Raw genomic sequence first — 19,689 nt, forward strand, 5'->3', positions numbered from 1 at the left:
CCTAGTCGGCAAGCGGATGATGATCGTTGACCAGACGCACCAGCCGCTCCTCCAGCACGTGCGTGTAGATCTGCGTCGTTGAAATATCGGCGTGGCCGAGCAACTGCTGCACGGCCCTGAGATCGGCGCCGTTCTGCAGCAGATGGCTGGCGAAAGCATGCCGCAGCACATGCGGCGATATCTTCGCCGCGGCAATGCCGGCCCGCGCGGCAAGCGCTTTCAGCTCGCGGGCAAAGACCTGTCTCGAGAGATAGCCGTTGTCGGCGGCGGCCGGAAACAGGAACGGGCTGTCGGCAAGAACCGGCACCGCCGCCCGTGCGGCAAGCCAGGTCCGCATCGCGGTGCGCGCCTTGGCCGACAGCGGCACCATGCGCTCCTTGTTGCCCTTGCCGCGCACCATGAAGAAGCGGTCGTCGCGCTGCGCCACCGTCACAGGAAGGCCGACCAGCTCCGAAACGCGCAAGCCGGTGGCGTATAGCACCTCGACCAGTGCGTGGAGGCGCAGCGCCGCGAGCGTGTCGCCGTCATGCATGGAGGGGTCCTTCGCCTCTTGCGCGGCGCGGTCGAGCAGCCGGCCGGTGTCGGCTTCGCTCATCGTTTTCGGCAGCGGCCGGCCCTTCTTCGGGCTGTCCAGCGTGCCGGTCGGATCGTCGCCGCGCAGGCCCTCGGCATAGAGGAACTTGAAGAACTGCCGAATCGCCGACAATTTGCGCGCCTGCGAGGTGGCGGCAAAGCCGCGCGCGGCGATGTCGTCGAGATAGGCACGGATGTCGGCGCTGGTGGCACCGGCAAGTCCGCCGGCGATCCCGGCGGAAGCGTCCTCGAGGTCGCGGCGATAGGACGAAAGCGTGTTTTCGGCGGCGCCGCGCTCGGCGCTCATCATTTCCAGGAAGGCTTCGATGCGGGCGGCGCTGTTCATTTTTTCGGATTGAGCTTTTCCGGAGGGATACGCACGCTCATTTCCGCCTTTCTCGGCTCGACAAACATGACCAAGGCGAACATCGCGCCATAGACAATGCCGGCCAGCATCGCGAGCGTCACGACAAAGCGAAACAGTGTTGGCATTAATTTTCGCCCGTCGTCTTATTCTGCATTTCCAACCCTGTGCCCTTATGAGACGCCAATCCGGGCAATTCAAGGGAGAAGCCATATCCGGTTCTGGGTGCGTCACGCTTGACGCAAACAGGCTTTTGATGTCGATACGCCGGCAAAGAGGCTCTAGAAGCATGAACGCGCTACCAGCAAATCCTCCGGGCGAGAGCTATGCCGCGCTGCTCGGCCGGCTAGGCGGCCGTTCCATCGTCTTTGTCGGGCTGATGGGCGCCGGCAAGACGGCCATCGGCCGCAAGGTGGCGGCGATGCTGGCGCTGCCCTTCATCGACAGCGATCAGGAGATCGAAACTGTTTCGCGCATGAGCGTCCCGGACCTGTTCGAGCGCTATGGCGAGGCGGAGTTCCGGGCACTGGAGCAGCGCGTCATCCTGCGTGTGCTGGAGCACGGGCCGCAGGTGCTGTCGACCGGCGGCGGCGCCTTCATGAACGCGCAGACGCGCGAGGCGATCGCCAGCCATGGCGTTTCGGTATGGCTGAAGGCCGAAATCGATCTGTTGATGGAGCGCGTTTCCAAGAAGCAGAACCGGCCGCTGCTGAAAAGCGCCGATCCGCGCGCCGTGCTGGAACGGCTGATGGCGGAACGCTACCCGGTTTACGCCGCGGCCGATGTCACCGTGCCGACCCGCGACGACCGCAAGGAGATCATTGCCGCCGAGGTGGTGGACGCGCTGCGCGGCCATCTCGGTGTTGCCGACATCGATGAGGTGCGGTCGTGAGCGCTGATGCAACGGTCTCTGTCGAAGTCGGGCTTGGCGAGCGTGCCTACGACATTTTGATCGGCCCCGGCCTGCTGTTACGTGCCGGCGCCGAGATCTCGCGCCGTCTGCCGGGCACAAGGGCGGCGGTCGTCACCGACGAGAACGTCGCTAGCGCGCATCTCGCAACGCTTGCGGCCGGCCTGGCAAGCGGTGGCATCCAACATGCCGTCATCACGCTGCCGGCAGGCGAAAGGACCAAGAGCTTTGCGCATCTCGAAGAGGTGGTCGACGGCGTGCTGGCCGCCAAGCTGGAGCGCGGCGACGTCGTCATCGCGCTCGGCGGCGGCGTCATCGGCGACCTGGCCGGCTTTGCCGCCGGCATCGCACGGCGCGGCATGAATTTCGTGCAGGTTCCGACCTCGCTGCTGGCGCAGGTCGATTCCTCCGTCGGCGGCAAGACCGGCATCAACAGCAAGCGCGGCAAGAACCTCGTCGGGGTGTTCCACCAGCCCAAGCTGGTGCTGGCCGATACCGAAGTGCTCGACACGCTGCCGATCCGCGAGTTTCGCGCCGGCTATGCCGAACTGGCCAAATACGGGCTGATCGACCGGCCAGAGTTCTTCGCCTGGCTGGAAGAAAACTGGCGCCAAGTGTTTGCCGGCGGGCCGGAGCGGGCTGCCGCCATCGCCGAGGCGTGTCGTGCCAAGGCCGACGTCGTTGCCCGCGACGAGTTCGAGACCGGCGACCGCGCCCTGCTCAATCTCGGCCACACCTTCGGCCATGCACTGGAGGCGGCGACCGGCTATGACGGCACACGGCTCGTGCATGGCGAAGGCGTCGCCATCGGCATGGCGCTGGCGCACCGCTTTTCGTCAAGGCTCAATTTGGCGAGCCCCGACGATGCGGCGCGCGTCGAGGCGCATCTTCGCGCCGTCGGCCTGCCCTGGCGCATGGCCGACATTCCGGGCGAATTGCCCGATGCCGAGCAGCTGTTCTCCTTCATCACCCAGGACAAGAAGGTGTCGCGCGGCGCGCTGACCTTCATCCTGACGCGCGGCGTCGGACAGGCCTTCATCGCCAGGGATGTGCCGGCCTCGGAAGTGCTGGCGTTCCTCAGGGAGAACCATCCGGGTCGGCAGGAAAGCCGCCCGGGATGAGTCAGGCCGGCTGGATCGCGGCTGCAGTGCTCGCCGGCCTCGGCCTGCTGGGCTTCGTCCTGCGCCGGCACCTGCTCGCCGCCTTCGGCTATGAGCTGCAGCGCATCGAGCCGCAGCGCTCGGCGCGCGAGGAACTGCGCGGCGCCGTCGACGATTTCCGCCGCGACGGCCAGGTGGTGCGCGAGGACCGCGCCCGCATCGGCGGCCTGTTCGACCTCGAGGAGCTCGAAGTGTCGGACGTCATGGTCCACCGCACGAATATGCGCTCGGTCAATGCCGATGACCCGCCCGAAGCGGTGGTTCGCGAGATCCTGCAGAGCCCGCACACCCGCATGCCGTTGTGGAAGGGTTCGCTCGACAACATTGTCGGCGTGCTGCACGCGAAGGATCTGCTGCGCGCCCTGAACGAGGTCGGCAACGATTTCTCCCGGATCGACGTGATGAAGATCGCGTCTAAACCGTGGTTCGTGCCCGACACCACGACGCTGCAGGAGCAGCTCAACGCCTTCCTGCGCCGCAAGGCGCATTTCGCCATCGTCGTCGACGAATATGGCGAGGTCGAAGGGCTGGTGACGCTGGAGGACATCATCGAGGAGATCGTCGGCGAGATCGCCGACGAGCACGACATCGACATCCAGGGCGTCAAGCAGGAGGCCGACGGCTCCGTCGTCGTCGACGGCACGGTGCCGATCCGCGACCTTAACCGGGCGCTGGACTGGAACCTGCCGGACGAGGAAGCCACCACCATTGCCGGCCTTGTCATCCACGAGGCGCAGTCGATCCCGGACGAAAAGCAGGCCTTTACGTTTCACGGCAAGCGCTTCGTCGTCATGAAGCGCGACAAGAACCGTATCGCGCGGCTGAGGATCAAGCCGGCGATGCTTGGCGAATGACAGTGCGCACCGTGTGGCAGCCTTGGGCAGTCAGGAGTCTATGACAATCGATCGGCGAAGCCTGCTTCTGGTGTCGATGGCGGCGCTGTTGCCGGGGCAGGCGGCGGCATTGCAGCTGCGTTCGCCGTTGCCCGAAACCTTCGACTATGGGCCGGCCAAGCTCGACATCTATTCCCGCGCGGGCGCAAGCGGCCTGCCGGTCGTCTTCTTCGTCCATGGCGGCGCCTGGCGGGTCGGCAGTCGCGGCAACGTCAATGCCAAGCCGCAATTCCTGCTCGACAATGGCTTCTGCTTCGTCTCGATCGACTACCGGATGCTGCCCGAGGCCGACGTCGCCACCCAGGCGGCGGATGTCGAACTGGCCTATCGCTACGTCCGCGCCAACATCGCCAGGCATGGCGGCGATCCGGACCGGATCGTCGCGATGGGCCATTCGGCCGGCTGCCATCTCGTCGCATTGACCGGCCTGCGCGGCGGCCTGCCCGGGGTCGCGGCGCTGATCCTCGACGACACCAGGGCTTACGACCTGGAGGCATTGGCCAGGAGCGGCGGCATGGCAGGGGTCTATGCCCGCGCCTTTCCCGATCCGGCGCAGTGGCGCGCGCTGTCGCCTGTCACCTATGTGGAAGGCCGCAAGCACCCGCCGACCTTCATCGCCCATTCACGGGCGAAAGCCCGCGCGGCGGACGCGCAGGCCTTCGCCGGGCGTCTGCGCGCCACCGGAACCAGGGTCACGCTGTTCGACGGCAGCGCCTATTCGCACATGTCGATCAATCGCGACTTCGGCACCGAAGGCGATGCATTGACAGCGGCGGTGATAGCTTTCCTGAGGGCGAGCCTCGGCTGAGTCACCAGCGGGTCTTTTCGCCGGGCGCCGCCGGCTCGATCGCCAGGGCGTGCACGCCGGATTTCAACTCTTCGGCCAGCAGATCGTTGACTGCACGGTGACGCTCGACGCGGCTCATGCCGGCAAAGGCTGGCGCGACGATGCGGACGCGGAAATGCGTCTCGCCGGCGCCGTCGAAGGCAGCGTGATGGCCGGAATCCACGTGATGATGACCGGCATGGAGATGGCTTTCGTCGATGACGTCCAGCCGTTCCGGCGAAAACGCCTTTTTCAGCTTATCTTCCATCGTTGCCTGTATGGACATCGTCGCTTCCCTTCACCACATCTATGTCATCGCACAAAATTCGCCATTCGCCGGTTTTATGCCGCGATTCAGCGGTTAGGGCGATCATCGCGAAAATGTCAATTCTTGTTTCGCATCCGCGAACGGCCCATAAATGGGTGAGATGAAGCCGTACCCAAAATATTTCGAGAAGATTCGCATCCGCCCGGAGAAGGACGCGGAGCTGAAGTCGCGTTCGCCGATCTGCCAATGGGATGGCTGCAAGGAGGCCGGTACCCACCGCGCCCCGGTCGGGCGGATGAAGGAAGGCGAGTATTTCCAGTTCTGCTTCGACCATGTGCGCGAGTACAACAAGGGCTTCAATTATTTCTCGGGCGTTCCCGACACCGAGATCGCGCGCTTCCAGAAGGAAGCCATGACCGGCCACCGGCCGACCTGGAAAATGGGCGTCAACGGCGCCTCGACACGCTCCTCGCCCGACTTCGCCCAGGCGCGTTCCGGCCGTGCCGGCTACTACAATCGCATGCGCGATCCCTTCGACCTGTTCAAAGGCCCGAAGGACCCGCGCGAAGCACGCGAGCGCAAGGCCAAGCCGCTTGAGGCCAAGGCACTGGAAACGCTTGGCCTTGATACAAAGGCAAGTGGCAAGGATATCAAGGCGCGCTATAAGGAACTTGTGAAACGCCACCATCCGGATGCGAATGGCGGCGACAGAGGTTCGGAAGACCGGTTCCGCGATGTGCTCCAGGCGTATCGCGTGCTCAAGCAGGCAGGTTTGTGCTGAGCGACCTTACGGTTCGTGTCGCTTTCCAACTTTCATAGGGTTGGAAAAGGCTCTAAGACCGCCCCCGAACAAAATCGATTACCAGCGAAACGCGGCGTTTCGCTTGTGGAGACGTGATAGAGATGAACAAGGTCGATCGCGACATCGCCAACCTGCCCGACACCACGGTGTCGGTGAAGGAGACATTCGGCTTCGACTCCAAGATGGTGGTGCCGGCCTATTCGGTGACGAGCGAGCATGTCCCCGACATCGATCCGGACTACCTGTTCGACAAGAATACGACGATGGCGATCCTCGCCGGCTTTGCCTATAACCGCCGCGTCATGGTGTCGGGCTATCACGGCACCGGCAAGTCGACGCACATCGAGCAGGTCGCCGCCCGCCTCAACTGGCCTTGCGTGCGTGTCAACCTCGACAGCCATGTCAGCCGTATCGACCTCGTCGGCAAGGACGCCATCGTCGTCAAGGACGGGCTGCAGATCACCGAATTCCGCGACGGCATCCTGCCCTGGGCCTATCAGCACAACGTCGCGCTGTGCTTCGACGAGTACGATGCCGGCCGCCCGGACGTGATGTTCGTCATCCAGCGCGTGCTGGAATCGTCGGGCCGGCTGACGCTGCTCGACCAGAGCCGGGTTATCCGCCCGCATCCGGCCTTCCGGCTGTTTTCGACCGCCAACACGGTTGGCCTCGGCGACACCACAGGCCTCTACCACGGCACCCAGCAGATCAACCAGGCGCAGATGGACCGCTGGTCGATCGTCACCACGCTGAACTATCTGCCGCACGACAACGAAGTGAACATCGTGCTGGCCAAGGCCAAGCACTATCGCGACGGCAAGGGCAAGGAGATCGTCAACAAGATGGTCCGTGTCGCCGACATGACGCGCTCGGCCTTCATCAACGGCGATTTGTCGACGGTTATGAGCCCGCGCACGGTTATCACCTGGGCCGAGAATGCCGAAATCTTCGGCAATATCGGCATGGCGTTCCGGCTGACCTTCCTCAACAAATGCGACGAGCTCGAACGCTCGCTGGTCGCCGAATTCTACCAGCGCGCTTTCGGCGAAGATTTGCCGGAATCGGCTGCGAATGTGGTGCTGGGCTAAGCAGAGTCTCGATGGCGGGTCCGGGCGACAACACGCGAAACAAATCCAAGACCGGCGCTGAGGCCGACAGCTTCAAGCGCGCGGTTACCGTCTGCATGCGCGCCATCGCCGGCGACAAGGATCTCGAGGTCGGTTTCGCCAAGGACCGGCCGGCGCTGGCCGGCAGCCGGGCCCGGCTGCCGGAACTGCCGAAGAAGGCATCGAAGGCGGACATCGCCATTACCCGCGGGCTCGGCGATTCCATGGCGCTGAAGCGCGCCTGCCATGATACGCGCATCCACACCAGGCTGGCGCCGGAAGGCAAACAGGCCCGCGCCATCTACGACGCGGTCGAGCAGGCCCGGGTCGAGGCGATCGGCAGCCGCGCCATGCAGGGCGTTGCCGACAATATCGGCTCGATGCTCGAGGACAAATACGCCAGGGCCAACCTCGCCGACGTCAAGGACAAGGCCGACGCGCCGATCGAGGAGGCGCTGGCGCTGATGGTGCGCGAAAAGCTGACCGGCCGCACTGTGCCGAAGAGCGGCGAACGGCTGGTCGATCTCTGGCGCCCTTGGGTCGAGGAAAAAGCCAGTGCCGATCTCGACGGGCTGTCGGCAAAGCTCGACGACCAGCAGGCGTTCGCCCGCGTCGTGCGCGAGATGCTCGCCTCCATGGAAATGGCGGAGGAGCTCGGCGACGACCAGGAGACGGAAGACTCCGAGGACAACGACGAAAACCAGCCGCAAGGCGAGGAGCAGAGCGAGGAGGGCGGCGAAGACGATTCCGGCTCCGAGCAGTCGCAGTCCGAGGATACCGAGGCATCGTCCGACGACGAGCAATCGGCCGAGACCGAAGCCTCCGACGCCACCGCCGAGGATCTCTCCGACGACGACGACGCCGATGCAGAGACGCCCGGCGAGGCGCGCCGCAACGACAATCCCTTCACCAACCTGCCGAAAGAGATCGACTACAAGGTCTTCACCACCGCCTTCGACGAGACCGTAGGTGCGGAGGAACTGTGTGAGGAGGAGGAGCTCGACCGGCTGCGCGCCTTCCTCGACAAGCAGCTCGCCAACCTTTCGGGCGTGGTCGGGCGGCTGGCCAACCGGTTGCAGCGCCGGCTGATGGCGCAGCAGAACCGCTCCTGGGATTTCGACCTCGAAGAAGGCTATCTCGATCCGGCACGGCTGGTGCGCGTCGTCATCGACCCGATGCAGCCTCTGTCCTTCAAGCAGGAGCGTGATACAAAATTCCGCGACACCGTGGTGTCGCTGGTGCTCGATAATTCGGGTTCGATGCGCGGCCGGCCGATCACGGTCGCCGCGACCTGCGCCGACATTCTGGCGCGCACGCTGGAACGCTGCGGCGTCTCGGTCGAAATCCTCGGCTTCACCACCCGCGCCTGGAAGGGCGGACAGGCGCGCGAGAAATGGCTGAAGGAAGGCAAGCCGCCGAACCCCGGCCGTCTCAACGATCTGCGCCACATCATCTACAAATCCGCCGATCATCCGTGGCGGCGGGCGCGCCGCAATCTCGGGCTGATGATGCGCGAGGGCCTGCTCAAGGAAAACATCGACGGCGAGGCGCTGCTGTGGGCGCATAACCGGCTGATCGCGCGGCCGGAGCAGCGCAAGATCCTGATGATGATCTCGGACGGCGCGCCGGTCGACGATTCGACGCTGTCGGTCAATCCGGGTAATTATCTCGAGCGGCATCTGCGCGCCATCATCGAGCTCATCGAGACGCGCTCGCCGGTCGAGCTTTTGGCCATCGGCATCGGCCACGACGTCACCCGCTACTATCGCCGCGCTGTAACCATCGTCGATGCCGAAGAACTGGCCGGCGCCATGACCGAGCAGCTGGCCTCGCTGTTCGCCGAGGAAACCGTGCGCGACACGCGGCGCGGCGGCATACGGCGCGCCGGATGATTTTTTCCCGCGGCGGCTTTTGGCAGAAGCTTTTGGCCGCCATTGCGTTGTTAGGCATCGGTTTGGCGCCGGCTGTCGCTGCCGGCCCGGCCTCGGTCGAGCCGGCCGAAATCACGGCACGGCCGATCAGCGAATTCCACATCGGCCGGCCGGACAAACAGTTCGGGCCGCTTGAATTCGTCGGCGGGCTCGAAATGACCTCGTCGACGCGCGATTTCGGCGCGCTGTCGGCGCTTCGGTTCCTCAAGCCCGGCAGCGATTTCATCGGCGTCGCCGACACCGGCTTCTGGTTCTTCGGCACCCTCGTCCACGATGCCGACAAGCGGCCTTCCGGCATCCAGAATTTTCGCATGCAGCAGATGGTCGATGCGGCCGGCCAGCCGATCGACGAGAAATGGGCGGTCGATGCCGAAGGCCTCGCGGTCCAGGACGGCATTGCCACGGTCGGTTTCGAGCGCGATCACCGTATCGCAGAGTTCAAGATCGATCCGGATGACATGAGGGCGCCGTTCAGGCAATTGGACTTCCTGATCCCGGCCTGGGAACTTCGGCGCAATCGCGGCTTCGAGACCGTCACCCGCGCCCATCCTTACGGACAGCACGCGGGCGGGCTGGTCGTGGTGTCGGAAAAGAGCCTCGACAAGGCCGGTAACATCTTTGCCGCGATCATCGAAGGGCCGCACAAGGGCGTCTTCACCGTCAAGCGCAATGGCGATTTCGACATCACCGACGGCGCCTTCCTGCCGGATGGCGACCTGTTGCTTCTGGAGCGCAGTTTTTCGATGGCCGGCGGGGTCAAGATGCGGCTGCGGCGCATCTATGGCGAAAGCGTCGAGAAGGGGGCCGTCGCCGACGGGCCGGTGCTGCTCGAAGCCGACATGGGTTACCAGATCGACAATATGGAAGCGCTCGACGTCTGGACCCGCGACGATGGCGCGCTGATCGTGTCCATGATGTCCGACGACAACCACTCGATCCTGCAGCGCAATCTTTACCTGGAATTCATCCTGCACGAGGATTGACGCGCGATCGCGGGCTGCTGCAGGCGCTCGTCGCCGAGCTTCAGAAACGGCAGTAGTCGGTGTGCCGGGCGGAGCCCAAACAGCAATCCGCCCAAAATTGCTTCCGCTAGGCTTTGCTCGCGAGCCAGATGACGTGGCGTGCGCCACGCTTGCCGTTGGCGCGGGTCTTGATCTCCTCGACCGTGAAGCTCGCCTGCTTGAGCCGCCGGGTGAAGCCTGCGTCAGGGCCTTGCGACCAGACCGCCAGCACACCGCCGGGCTTGAGAGCTGCTCTCGCGCTGTTCAGGCCGCCGCCGCTGTAGAGCGCGTCGTTGCCCTTGTAGACGATGCCCTCGGGGCCGTTGTCGACGTCGAGCAGGATCGCGTCCCAGGCCAAAGCTTGCGATCGGATGAGCTGACCGACATCGGCCTCACGAATGCTGACGCGCGGGTCGTCAAGGCAGCCGCCGAACAGCTCGGCCATCGGGCCCCGAGCCCAAATCACGACTGCCGGCACCAGTTCGGCAACGGTGACCTGGACATCGTCGCCAAGCTCGGCCAGCGCCGCACGCAAGGTAAAGCCCATGCCGAGGCCGCCGATCAGGATGCTTGGGTTCCGGCGGCCGGCAATCCTTTGACAGGACAGTTTCGCAAGCGCCTCTTCGGAACCGCTGAGCCGGCTGTTCATCAGCTCGTTCGCACCAAGCATGATTGAGAATTTGCCGCCGCGCCGTTTCAGGCGAAGTTCCTGTCCGCCGCCAGGCGTTTTTGCCGAATCCAGTTGGAGCCAGGGGATCAAAGACTGCCCCTTTGTTCGACCATGATCTTGTCCGAAGACCGGTTCCCACTTTCCGCTAACGCGGACCTTCGGTTCGGGGTCATGGTCTAGGCCGCCAGTGCCGGCTGGCTCCAGCGGGCGGCAAGCAGCCGGTAGGGGATCAGCGCCACCACCGCTATGACCAGTTTGACGCTGAGATCGCCGAGCGCCCAGGATACCCAGCGCATCGTCTCGACCGGCAACACACCCATCAGCGGCGCGGTTTCCAACGCAAAGCCGTCGTTCGGTCCGGCGAAGGCGAAAGCCGCCGCAAAGGCGACGGTGAAAAACACCACCGTGTCGAAGACAGAGCCGACCAGCGTGCCGACAATCGGCGCGCGCCACCAACTCTGCCGGCGCAACCGGTTGAACACGGTGACGTCGAGCAACTGCGCGGTGAGGAAGGCGGCGCCCGAGGCCGCGGCAATGCGCACCAGCCGGTCCGCGGCGGTCTCGAATTCGATCAGGCCGTGGCGAAACAGCAGCGGCGGGATGACGATCGAGCAGATCACCGCTGTCATGAAGCCGACAAAGACGATCCTGCGCGCCACCGCCGGCCCATAACGGCGATTGGCGAGATCGGTGACCAGGAATGAGAACGGATAGGTGAAGGCGCCCCAGGTCAGGATGTCGGCCAATGACAACCCGCTGATTGCACCCTGCATCGGGAACTGCACAAGGATGTTCGAGGCCACGACGACGAGCGCCATGGCCGCCACGAAGGGCAGGTACCGCGAGAGGAAGATCATTTTTTTATCCTGGGTAATGGAACCAGCGGAACGCGATCCGGAACCCGGGTCACGCCCTGGAAGGCGGCTGCCGCCGAAAAACTCAGGCGGCCGGCTGTTCGGCGAGCTTCTTGGCGATCTGCTTCTTCAACAGGCGGGCGCGCTGCGACAATTCCTTGGCATCGGCCTTGGCCAGGAAGGCATCGAGGCCGCCGCGATGCTCGACCGAACGCAGCGCGTTGGCCGAAATGCGCAGGCGCACATTCTGGTTCAGCGCTTCCGAGATCAGCGTTACATTGACGAGATTGGGCAGGAAGCGACGCTTGGTCTTGTTGTTGGCGTGGCTCACATTGTTGCCGGACATGACTGCCTTGGCAGTGAGTTCGCAAGTGCGGGACATGATACTAACCTTCGGTTCTCGGTCCTGGCCAAACATTCGACCCGCGCCGGGTGGCGCGCGGTTTCGGTCAGGCGGCCTCATGGAAAAAGTTGGCGTTCCATAGTTGCATTTCGCCGAGGCGTCAAGCTTGGGGGTTGCTTCGGGCATGGGGAATCGCACTTTCGGAGTAGGTGTCGTCAGTGAAGCTGCTGATCGCCCTCTTCTGGAGGAGATGTTGCTGTCCCGCAGTTGTCTCAAGACCTGGGTTCCTCGCCCACCGCATGATGGTTGCGCTCTCCCCACTTTCGTGGGGCGAGGAGCCCAAGCCGGAGTGAAGCCGCAACCCTTTCCCTCATCCGGGCCGAGGCAGATCCGCAAATTCGTCGATGGCCGCATTTTGTTCTTCCTTTGTGCCGGCAGCTATGCTACTAATTTAGGTATGGTGCTGATTCGCACCGACGACCCGCCCGCCGAGGCGGGTTTTTTTCTGGCCCTGGACCCTCCCCAGCGTTCCCTGCCGACGCCGCCTTTCACATTAAGGCCGGAATTCAGCCTATAAGCGGTCGCACAGGGACATGCCAGACCGGAGCCGCCCGTCCGGTCGACAACCAAGGACCCGCCATGCCTCGTTCTTTCCTCCATGCCCTGGTCGTGCTGATGGCCGTCGCGCTGTCGACGACGGTTTCGGCCGCTGAGCCGCAATCCTTCACGGGCGAGTATTCGGTATCGTTCCTCGGCCTTTCCGTGGCCAAAGCGAAATTCTCCAGCCACTACGAGGGCGACACCTATTCGATCGAGGGCAGCGTCTCCGCTGCCGGCCTCGCCACTTTGTTCGACGATACGCGAGGTACGATCTCGTCGAAGGGCAAGATTTCGGGCAAGCGGTTGCAGCCGCAAGCGTTCCACGCCGACTACACGTCCGGCAAGAAGGCATCGATGATCGACATCCGGTTTGCCAACGGCGTCGTCACCTCGACCAAGGTCGTGCCTGAGCCGAAGAAGCGCAATCCCAACAACTGGATACCGCTGGCCGGCAGCGATCTCGTATCGGTCCTCGATCCGATGGCCGCGACCGTCATCCATGCCGACAGCCTCGACCAGGTCTGCGGGCGCACGGTGAAGCTCTATGACGGCGAAATGCGTGCCGATCTCAAACTGACCTACGAGTCCAAAGGGTCGATCTCGGTGGCCGGCTACAAGGGCGATACGGTCACTTGCAGGCTGGGCTTCGAGCCGGTGGCCGGTTACCGCAAGAACCGCAAGGCGCTGAATTACCTGAAGAAACGCAGCCGCATCATGGTGACGTTTGCACCAGTCGGCCAAAGCGGCGTATATGCGCCGATCCGCGCCACGGTCAGCACGCAAATCGGCCCGTTGACGATCAGCGCGGAGCGGTTCGAAGCAAACGAATAGGCGTGATGGTGCGCCGCCAACGATGGGCAGGGGCGACGGCTATGGCGCGCGCAACACTGATCGGCTTCTCCGCGGTCGCCATGTGGGCGCTGCTGGCGCTGCTTACGGATGCTTCGGGCGCCGTGCCGCCGTTCCTGCTTTCGGCAATCACCTTTACGATCGGCACTTGCGTCGGGCTGGTTGCCCGGCTGTTGATGCCGGCAGCCGATGGCGCCGCGAAGATACCGCGCCAGGTCTGGGTGATCGGCATTGCCGGCCTGTTCGGCTACCACTTCTTCTACTTCACTGCGCTCCGCAATGCGCCGGCCGTCGAGGCCAGCCTGATCGCCTATCTGTGGCCGCTGCTGATCGTGCTGGGGTCGGCGCTGATGCCGGGCGAGCGGCTGGCCTGGAACCACGTCGCCGGCGCGCTGCTCGGCCTTGCCGGCACGATCCTGATCGTCACCAAGGGCGGCGGGCTTGCCTTCGACGCGCGTTATGCCTTCGGCTACGCCATGGCCGGCGTCTGCGCGGTGCTGTGGTCGTCCTATTCGCTGTTGTCGCGGCGCTTCCCGTCGGTGCCGACCTCGATCGTCACCTGGTTCTGCGCCGCCACCGCGGCCCTTTCGCTGGTCTGCCACCTATTGCTTGAACAGACGGTGCTGCCCGCCGGCGCCGGCCAGTGGCTGGCCGTGCTCGGCCTCGGTCTGATGCCGGTGGGGGCGGCGTTCTATGCCTGGGACATCGGCGTCAAGCGCGGCAACATCCAGGTGCTGGGGGCGGCGAGCTATGCCGCGCCGCTGCTGTCCACCCTCGTGCTGATCGCCGCCGGCTTCGCCGAGCCCTCATGGCGCATCCTCGCCGCCTGCGTGTTGATCACCGGCGGCGCGGCACTGGCGGCGAAATCGCTGTTCCTGCGCAAGAGGGCTACGAGCGAGGCAAACGCTTGATGCTGTTTCCCGGCGGCATCGATGCCAATGCCAATGCGACGCTGGTATTTTCGCTGGCGGCGGCGGTGATTTACGCGTTCAGCCTCGGCATGCCGCCGCGCCTTTCGCGGTCGGCGGCAAGGACATTGGCGGTGGCGATGCTTGCGGTGCTGGTCGTGCAGCAGGGCGGTCCATGGCTGCTCGTCGCCGCACTCGGCGTCAGCGCCGTGGGCGACGCCCTCCTGTCGCGCGACGGCGAGAAGGCATTTCTTGGCGGCGCAACCAGTTTTCTTGCCGCGCATGTGCTTTACGTCGTGCTGTTCCTGCGTGCCGGCGGCGGCCTCGGGCTGCTTTTGGCCGAGCCGTGGCGAGCAGCGATCGTGCTGGCGATGGCCGTGTTGGTGCTGGCGATGGTTTTCGCGCTCCGGCGCCGCGTCGGCCCCGCCTTGCGTTTGCCGATCGGCGTGCATGCCGCGGCACTGCTTGCCATGGGCATTGCGGCGCTCACCCTGAACAGCGTCGGGGTCATCGGCGGCATCGTCCTGCTCATGCTGTCCGACGGGCTGCACGCCGCGGAAAAGTTCCTGCTGCCCGCCCTCTCGCCGCACCGCGTCTGGATGCACTATGCAGCATGGGCGCTGTATTACGTCGGCCAGCTGGCGATCACGCTGGGTTTCCTGCTGGGCTAGGTGCCTATGGGGTTCCCGGCAGCCAGCCTGGTTCGGCAAGTTCGAAGGCGGCGAAATCGAAACCCGGCGCCACGGTGCAGCCGACCAGGGTCCATTCGCCGAGGCTGCGTGCCGATTGCCACCAGCCTGCCGGCACGACGATCTGCGGCCGCTCGCCTGCAGCGAGCCCGGTACCGAGGATCTCCTCGATGACGGGACCGCCTTCTCGATGTATCGACAGCGCCAGCGGCGCACCGTCATAGAAATGCCAGACCTCGGCCGCGTCCTTGACCCGGTGCCAGGCCGACAATTGGTCCTTCTCGAGGAGGAAATAGATCGCCGTCGAATGGCCGCGCGTGCCTGCCGCGCCGTCGCGAAAGGTCTCGGCATACCAGCCGCCTTCCGGATGCGGCTTCAGGCCGAGCAGAGCGATGATTTCGGCGGAACTGGTCATGACCCTAGCTCCTGGCGCCGCTCAGAAATTGTCCTTGCGCTTGCGGATCTCGGCGAACACTTCGGCGTCGGAGGCCTTCTCCAGGCCGAGATGTCTGCGGATCGCCGGATCGTGCCAGCGCAGGAACGGATTGGTCGACAGTTCCTCGCCGATCGTCGTCGGCAGCGTCGGCTTGCCGTCGGCGCGCAACGCCTCGACTTTCGCGGCGCGCTCTTTCAGCGCCGAATTGGTCGGGTCGACGGTCAGCGCGAAACGGGCGTTGGCCAGCGTATATTCATGGCCGCAATAGACGACCGTGTCGGCCGGCAGCGCCGCGAGCTTCTTCAGGGATTCGTACATCACCGGCGGCTTGCATTCGAGCAGCCGCCCGCAGCCGAGCGCAAACAGCGTGTCGGCGGCGAATGCCACTTTCGACGCCGGCAGATGATAGGTGACATGGCCCGCCGTGTGGCCGGGTGTGGCGATGACCTCGATCCGCTCGTCGCCGAGGTGGACGACCGAGCCCTGTTCGACAGTTTCGTCGATGCCGGGAATCTTTGCCTTTTCGGCTTCCGGACCGACAATGCGCAGCTTGAAACGCTCCTTCAGCGCCAGATTAGCCTCGACATGGTCGAGATGGTGGTGGGTGGTCAGGATCATCGTCGGGGTCCAGCCGGTGCGCTTGATCGCCGCCAGGATGGGCGCCTCCTCGGGCGCATCGATGAGCGCCGTCTGGCCGCTTTTCGGGTCGTGCACCAGCACGCCGAAATTGTCGCTGCGGCACATGAATTGTTCGATCTCGACCGGCATCGCATCACTCCCTTTACTGCCGCAGACATAGGGCGCCTGCCGGCCGATGTCATCTGCCTTTGTTGAACTTGGACTGCTTCGAAGCTACCGTTCCGCGCATGCATTCAGACATTGTCGATCTCCGTTCGTTTTATTCGACCACGCTCGGCCGCCTGGCCGAACGCTCGATCACTATGGCGCTGTCCTCGATATGGGCCGTAGTGCCCAACGAGCGGCTGGTCGGTCTCGGCTATACCTTGCCGTGGCTGGAACGCTTCGGCAGCGATGCCGAGCGTGTCTTTGCCTTCATGCCGGCAACACAGGGCGCGGTGGTCTGGCCGGCGACGGGGCCGACGGCGACCGCGCTGGTGTTCGACGAGGAACTGCCGCTGGTCGATTCCTGCATCGACCGCATGCTGCTCGTCCATTCGCTCGAACATGTCGAGAACCCGCGCGAGACGCTGAACGAGATCTGGCGGGTGCTGTCGCCTGCCGGCCGTGTCGTCATCGTGGTGCCCAACCGGCGCGGCGTCTGGGCGCGCTTCGAGCATACGCCTTTCGGCAATGGCCGGCCGTTCTCGCGCGGCCAGCTCACCGAATTGCTACGCGAAGCGAATTTCACGCCGGCGGCATGGTCCGATGCGCTGTTCTTCCCGCCGTCGCCGCGACGTTTCATGATGCAGTTCCACAATGTGCTGGAACGCGCCGGCCGGCGCTTCTGGCCGATCTTTTCGGGCGTTATCGTCGTCGAGGCGCAGAAGCGGCTTTATCAAGGCGTGCCGGTTGCCCAGCGCGCGTCCCGCCGCGTCTTCGTGCCGGTTCTCTCGCCGCATGGCGCGCCGACGCTTGGCCGGGCTGTCGCGGGCCAAACGTCCGGCGCCGCCAGGATGACGCGTTCGTGATCCGACGCAGGCTTTTTCTCACCTATCTGTCGCGGACGGGTTCGCTGCCCGATTGAAGGCATACGCAATCGGTTCTATGACCGGCGATTTCTATGACCGGGCTTCGGCACCGCTTCCGAATGCAAGGATTCACTCATGGCTGATCATCCGGATGTCGAGGCCAGCGCCCAGAAGCTTGCCGCGTCGATCGAAGCCAGCAGCCTGCGTGAGCAGCTGGCAACAATCAAGATAGCGCTGACCACCTCGCCAGTGCGAAAACAATTGTTTTGGGCCGCAATCGGCATCGTCGCCGTCATTGTCGCAACCTCGGTCGGGCAGATTCTGCTCAATCGCTGGAACCAGCCGTTCTTCGACGCGCTGGCGCGGCGCGACATGCCGGCCTTCCTGCATCAGCTTCTGGTCTTTGCGGCAATAGCCGGCGGGCTGCTTCTGTTTAACGTGGGCCAGACCTGGCTCGACCAGATGATCCGCCTGAAGCTGCGCGAGGCGCTGACGCTCGACCTGATCGGCGAGTGGATGCGGCCGGCGCGCGCCTTCCGGCTGGCCCATGCCGGCGCCATCGGCGTCAATCCCGACCAGCGCCTGCAGCAGGATGTCGCGCATCTCTCGGATCTTTCCACCGGCCTCGGCATCGGCCTGCTGCAGTCCTGCATCCTGCTTGCCTCATTCGTCGGCGTCTTGTGGTCGCTGTCTTCCGGCTTCGTCTTCCACATAGGCGGCCATTCGCTGGCCATACCCGGTTACATGGTCTGGGCGGCGATCCTTTATGCGGGCACCGCCTCCTGGTTGAGCTGGTTGGTCGGGCGGCCGCTGATCCGCTTCAACAACGATCGCTATACGCGTGAAGCGGAGCTGCGTTCTTCGGCGGTTCGCGTCAACGAGAATGTCGATGCCATCGCGCTGGCGCATGGCGAGGCCGATGCCAGGCGCCGCCTCGAATTCGATCTCGGCATGGTGCTGGGCGCCATGCGGCACATCTACCGCGCCCAGATCAATCTTTCCTGGGTCACCGACACCTACGGCTGGATCACTGTCGTCGCGCCGATCCTGGTCGCCTCACCGGTCTATTTCGCCGGCGATATCAGCTTTGGCGGTCTGATGATGGCAGTCGGTGCCTTCAACCAGGTCCATTCTTCGCTGCGTTGGTTCATTAACAATATCGGCGGCATCGCCGATTGGCGCGCTACGCTGATGCGGGTCGCCGACTTCCGCATCGCGCTTGGCGACACCGACGCGCTGCACCATACGGAAAGGCGCATTTCGTTCGGCGAAAACCCGGACGGCAGCCTGACCTTCGAGAAACTCGAGGTCGCCTCGCCGGAGGGATGCACCAAGCTTGCCGAGCCGCATGTCGAAATCCGCGCCGGCGACCGCGTCATGATCACCGGAGATCCGGGCGCCGGCAAGACGCTGTTCTTCCGGGCCATTGCCGGTCTGTGGCCATGGGGCAGCGGACGGATCGGCATGCCGGCCGGAGAAGCGCCGATCTTTGTTCCGCGTACCCCTTATTTCCCGCTCGGGAGGCTGCGCGAGGTGCTCAACCATTCAGGCGGCGCGGCGGAGGCGAGCGATGCCGAGATCTCGGAGGTGCTGGCCGATGTCGGGCTGCAACGCCTGTCGTCCTCGCTCGATCGCTCGGCGCGCTGGGAGCGTGAGCTCAGCGACGACGAGCAGCGTCTGCTGGCCTTTGCCAGGCTGGCCTTGCGACGGCCGAAATGGGTGATCATCGACGAGGCGCTGGATGCGTTCGACGGCCCGACGCTGAGGCAAGTGCTGTCGATGCTGGAGAAGCGCCTTCCGGACGCCGCGATCCTCAACATCGGCCGCGGCCAGCACAATGCCCGCTTCTTCCGGCGGGCGTTGACCATCGTCAAGGATGCCGGCCAACCGCCCCTCAAGCCGGTCCGTATCAGGGCAGGTGCCATCGAACCGCCTCCGGCCATCGCCTCGGCCGGCGGCAAGAAATAGAAGGGCAAGCTTTATTTCGCCGCGATCGCGGCGAAAAACTGTCGCGATCGTTTCAGATGGGAACGTTCCGATCGGCCATGCTTGACGCTCTCGCCCTGCTCGCCTGCCTTGCCTGCGCCCCCGCAGCACCTGCGGCCGCGCCGGCCAATGCACTTGCCGTCGATGTCGAGCTGGTGCTGGCCGTCGACATCTCGCAGTCGATGGATGAAAGGGAGTTTGCCCTGCAGCGCGCCGGCTATGTCGCGGCGCTGCGCCATCCCGACTTCATCAACGCCGTGCGTGCCGGCACCTCCGGCCGCATCGCCATCGCCTATTTCGAATGGGCCGGCACCATCCGCGACGACGCGGTCATTGCCTGGCAGGTCGTCGACAACAAGGAGAGCGCCAACGCTTTCGCCGACAAGATCGCGGCCCGCCCGTTCAGAAGCTTTCGCGGCACCTCGATTTCCGGCGCAGTGGCCTTCGGCGCCGAGCTTTTCAACGGCACGGCCTTCGCCGGCAAACGCCGCGTCATCGACGTCTCGGGCGACGGCCCAAACAACACCGGCTTGCCGGTCACAACGGCACGCGATGCGGCGCTGGCGAAGGGCATCGTCATCAACGGACTGCCGATCCTGATCAGCCCGTCACCCACCTTCAGCCATCTCGACCGGTATTATGCCGAATGCGTCACCGGCGGGCCGGGCTCGTTCGTGCTGCCGATCTATGCTGCTTCCGAATTCGCCACCGCCACTCGCCGCAAACTGATCCTCGAGGTCAGCGGCATCGAGTATCCCAAGGTGGATCCGAGGACGATCCGCATCGACGCACCGATCGACTGCCTGCAAGGCGAGCGCGACCGGCGGTTTTTCTCGGACCCGTATTTCCCGGAACTCGACCGATAAGGCTG

The 19,689-nt window shown here is 64.5% G+C and carries 23 protein-coding genes; 15 read left to right on the plus strand and 8 right to left on the minus strand.

The features are described from left to right. Position 1: 1 nt before the first annotated feature. The gene (locus NKH98_RS17360; protein WP_352900043.1) at positions 2-919 is read right to left on the minus strand and encodes a site-specific tyrosine recombinase XerD; all 918 of its coding nucleotides are present in this window, start codon (positions 917-919) and stop codon (positions 2-4) included. Continuing rightward, positions 916-1,065 carry a histidine kinase gene (locus NKH98_RS17365; RefSeq protein WP_352900045.1) on the minus strand — a complete coding sequence of 50 codons (150 nt, stop codon included), beginning with the start codon at positions 1,063-1,065 and terminating at the stop codon, positions 916-918. Before NKH98_RS17365 ends, NKH98_RS17360 begins: the two co-directional genes overlap by 4 nt. Before the next feature lie 161 nt (positions 1,066-1,226). On the opposite strand from NKH98_RS17365, the gene NKH98_RS17370 reads away from it, so the two are divergent. Genes NKH98_RS17370 through NKH98_RS17385 form a run of 4 tightly spaced genes read left to right on the plus strand, consistent with a single transcriptional unit; the run spans position 1,227 to position 4,708 of the window. Then, positions 1,227-1,829: a shikimate kinase gene (locus NKH98_RS17370; RefSeq protein ID WP_352649288.1), complete on the plus strand. Its 603-nt coding sequence runs from the start codon at positions 1,227-1,229 to the stop codon at positions 1,827-1,829. Then, positions 1,826-2,968, plus strand: coding sequence for a 3-dehydroquinate synthase (gene aroB / locus NKH98_RS17375; protein WP_352900048.1), 1,143 nt, complete (start codon positions 1,826-1,828; stop codon positions 2,966-2,968). The genes NKH98_RS17370 and aroB overlap by 4 nt, the downstream gene beginning before the upstream one ends. Beyond that, a complete protein-coding gene (locus NKH98_RS17380) occupies positions 2,965-3,861 on the plus strand; it encodes an HlyC/CorC family transporter (protein WP_352476244.1) in 897 nt (298 codons plus the stop codon). Before aroB ends, NKH98_RS17380 begins: the two co-directional genes overlap by 4 nt. A 40-nt stretch (positions 3,862-3,901) precedes the next feature. Continuing rightward, complete coding sequence (locus NKH98_RS17385) at positions 3,902-4,708, plus strand: alpha/beta hydrolase (protein WP_352476245.1); 807 nt, start codon at positions 3,902-3,904, stop codon at positions 4,706-4,708. A 1-nt stretch (position 4,709) separates the two neighbouring features. Here NKH98_RS17385 and NKH98_RS17390 read toward each other — a convergent pair whose 3' ends face one another. Then, positions 4,710-5,012, minus strand: a complete 303-nt coding sequence (locus tag NKH98_RS17390; RefSeq protein WP_352900051.1) for a BolA family protein — start codon at positions 5,010-5,012, stop codon at positions 4,710-4,712. Between the two features lie 133 nt (positions 5,013-5,145). On the opposite strand from NKH98_RS17390, the gene NKH98_RS17395 reads away from it, so the two are divergent. From NKH98_RS17395 to NKH98_RS17410, 4 genes are all read left to right on the plus strand, one after another. Then, the gene (locus NKH98_RS17395; protein ID WP_254816626.1) at positions 5,146-5,775 is read left to right on the plus strand and encodes a J domain-containing protein; all 630 of its coding nucleotides are present in this window, start codon (positions 5,146-5,148) and stop codon (positions 5,773-5,775) included. Positions 5,776-5,897: 122 nt separating this feature from the next. Continuing rightward, positions 5,898-6,884: a cobaltochelatase subunit CobS gene (gene cobS / locus NKH98_RS17400; protein WP_023721131.1), complete on the plus strand. Its 987-nt coding sequence runs from the start codon at positions 5,898-5,900 to the stop codon at positions 6,882-6,884. 11 nt (positions 6,885-6,895) lie between these two features. Next, a complete protein-coding gene (gene cobT / locus NKH98_RS17405; RefSeq protein ID WP_352805597.1) occupies positions 6,896-8,794 on the plus strand; it encodes a cobaltochelatase subunit CobT in 1,899 nt (632 codons plus the stop codon). After that, positions 8,791-9,816 (plus strand): esterase-like activity of phytase family protein, encoded by a 1,026-nt coding sequence (locus tag NKH98_RS17410; RefSeq protein ID WP_352476248.1) that lies wholly within the window; start codon positions 8,791-8,793, stop codon positions 9,814-9,816. Before cobT ends, NKH98_RS17410 begins: the two co-directional genes overlap by 4 nt. Before the next feature lie 106 nt (positions 9,817-9,922). On the opposite strand, the gene NKH98_RS17415 is transcribed toward NKH98_RS17410, so the two are convergent. The 3 genes from NKH98_RS17415 to rpmB all read right to left on the minus strand — a co-directional run bounded on the left by NKH98_RS17415 (position 9,923) and on the right by rpmB (position 11,740). Then, positions 9,923-10,594, minus strand: a complete 672-nt coding sequence (locus NKH98_RS17415) for a spermidine synthase (RefSeq protein ID WP_352900055.1) — start codon at positions 10,592-10,594, stop codon at positions 9,923-9,925. An 86-nt stretch (positions 10,595-10,680) separates the two neighbouring features. Beyond that, a complete protein-coding gene (locus NKH98_RS17420; protein WP_352900057.1) occupies positions 10,681-11,361 on the minus strand; it encodes a queuosine precursor transporter in 681 nt (226 codons plus the stop codon). Positions 11,362-11,443: 82 nt separating this feature from the next. After that, positions 11,444-11,740 (minus strand): 50S ribosomal protein L28, encoded by a 297-nt coding sequence (rpmB, locus tag NKH98_RS17425; protein WP_006328411.1) that lies wholly within the window; start codon positions 11,738-11,740, stop codon positions 11,444-11,446. 310 nt (positions 11,741-12,050) lie between these two features. Between rpmB and NKH98_RS17430 the strand changes: the two genes are divergently transcribed. The 4 genes from NKH98_RS17430 to NKH98_RS17445 all read left to right on the plus strand — a co-directional run bounded on the left by NKH98_RS17430 (position 12,051) and on the right by NKH98_RS17445 (position 14,729). Further along, positions 12,051-12,278 (plus strand): hypothetical protein, encoded by a 228-nt coding sequence (locus tag NKH98_RS17430; RefSeq protein WP_352900060.1) that lies wholly within the window; start codon positions 12,051-12,053, stop codon positions 12,276-12,278. A gap of 62 nt (positions 12,279-12,340) precedes the next feature. Next, complete coding sequence (locus tag NKH98_RS17435) at positions 12,341-13,132, plus strand: DUF3108 domain-containing protein (RefSeq protein WP_352649297.1); 792 nt, start codon at positions 12,341-12,343, stop codon at positions 13,130-13,132. A 41-nt stretch (positions 13,133-13,173) separates the two neighbouring features. Continuing rightward, positions 13,174-14,061: an aromatic amino acid exporter YddG gene (gene yddG, locus NKH98_RS17440; RefSeq protein ID WP_352900063.1), complete on the plus strand. Its 888-nt coding sequence runs from the start codon at positions 13,174-13,176 to the stop codon at positions 14,059-14,061. Continuing rightward, positions 14,061-14,729 carry a lysoplasmalogenase family protein gene (locus tag NKH98_RS17445; protein WP_352900269.1) on the plus strand — a complete coding sequence of 223 codons (669 nt, stop codon included), beginning with the start codon at positions 14,061-14,063 and terminating at the stop codon, positions 14,727-14,729. The genes yddG and NKH98_RS17445 overlap by 1 nt, the downstream gene beginning before the upstream one ends. 4 nt (positions 14,730-14,733) lie before the next feature. Here the strand turns inward: NKH98_RS17445 and NKH98_RS17450 are convergent, their stop codons facing one another. Both NKH98_RS17450 and gloB read right to left on the minus strand, forming a co-directional pair. Beyond that, complete coding sequence (locus tag NKH98_RS17450) at positions 14,734-15,162, minus strand: cupin domain-containing protein (RefSeq protein WP_352805589.1); 429 nt, start codon at positions 15,160-15,162, stop codon at positions 14,734-14,736. Between the two features lie 21 nt (positions 15,163-15,183). Next, the gene (gene gloB, locus NKH98_RS17455; protein ID WP_254816635.1) at positions 15,184-15,951 is read right to left on the minus strand and encodes a hydroxyacylglutathione hydrolase; all 768 of its coding nucleotides are present in this window, start codon (positions 15,949-15,951) and stop codon (positions 15,184-15,186) included. 98 nt (positions 15,952-16,049) lie between these two features. On the opposite strand from gloB, the gene NKH98_RS17460 reads away from it, so the two are divergent. The 3 genes from NKH98_RS17460 to NKH98_RS17470 all read left to right on the plus strand — a co-directional run bounded on the left by NKH98_RS17460 (position 16,050) and on the right by NKH98_RS17470 (position 19,684). Then, a complete protein-coding gene (locus NKH98_RS17460; protein WP_352900068.1) occupies positions 16,050-16,832 on the plus strand; it encodes a class I SAM-dependent methyltransferase in 783 nt (260 codons plus the stop codon). A 135-nt stretch (positions 16,833-16,967) separates the two neighbouring features. After that, entirely contained in the window at positions 16,968-18,800 is a 1,833-nt protein-coding gene (locus tag NKH98_RS17465) for an ABC transporter ATP-binding protein/permease (protein WP_352900071.1), read from the plus strand. A gap of 77 nt (positions 18,801-18,877) precedes the next feature. Further along, a complete protein-coding gene (locus NKH98_RS17470) occupies positions 18,878-19,684 on the plus strand; it encodes a DUF1194 domain-containing protein (RefSeq protein WP_352900072.1) in 807 nt (268 codons plus the stop codon). The last annotated feature ends 5 nt before the right edge of the window (positions 19,685-19,689 follow it).

Origin of the sequence: Mesorhizobium sp. M0833 (assembly GCF_040319905.1) — a bacterium.
Lineage (GTDB): Bacteria > Pseudomonadota > Alphaproteobacteria > Rhizobiales > Rhizobiaceae > Mesorhizobium.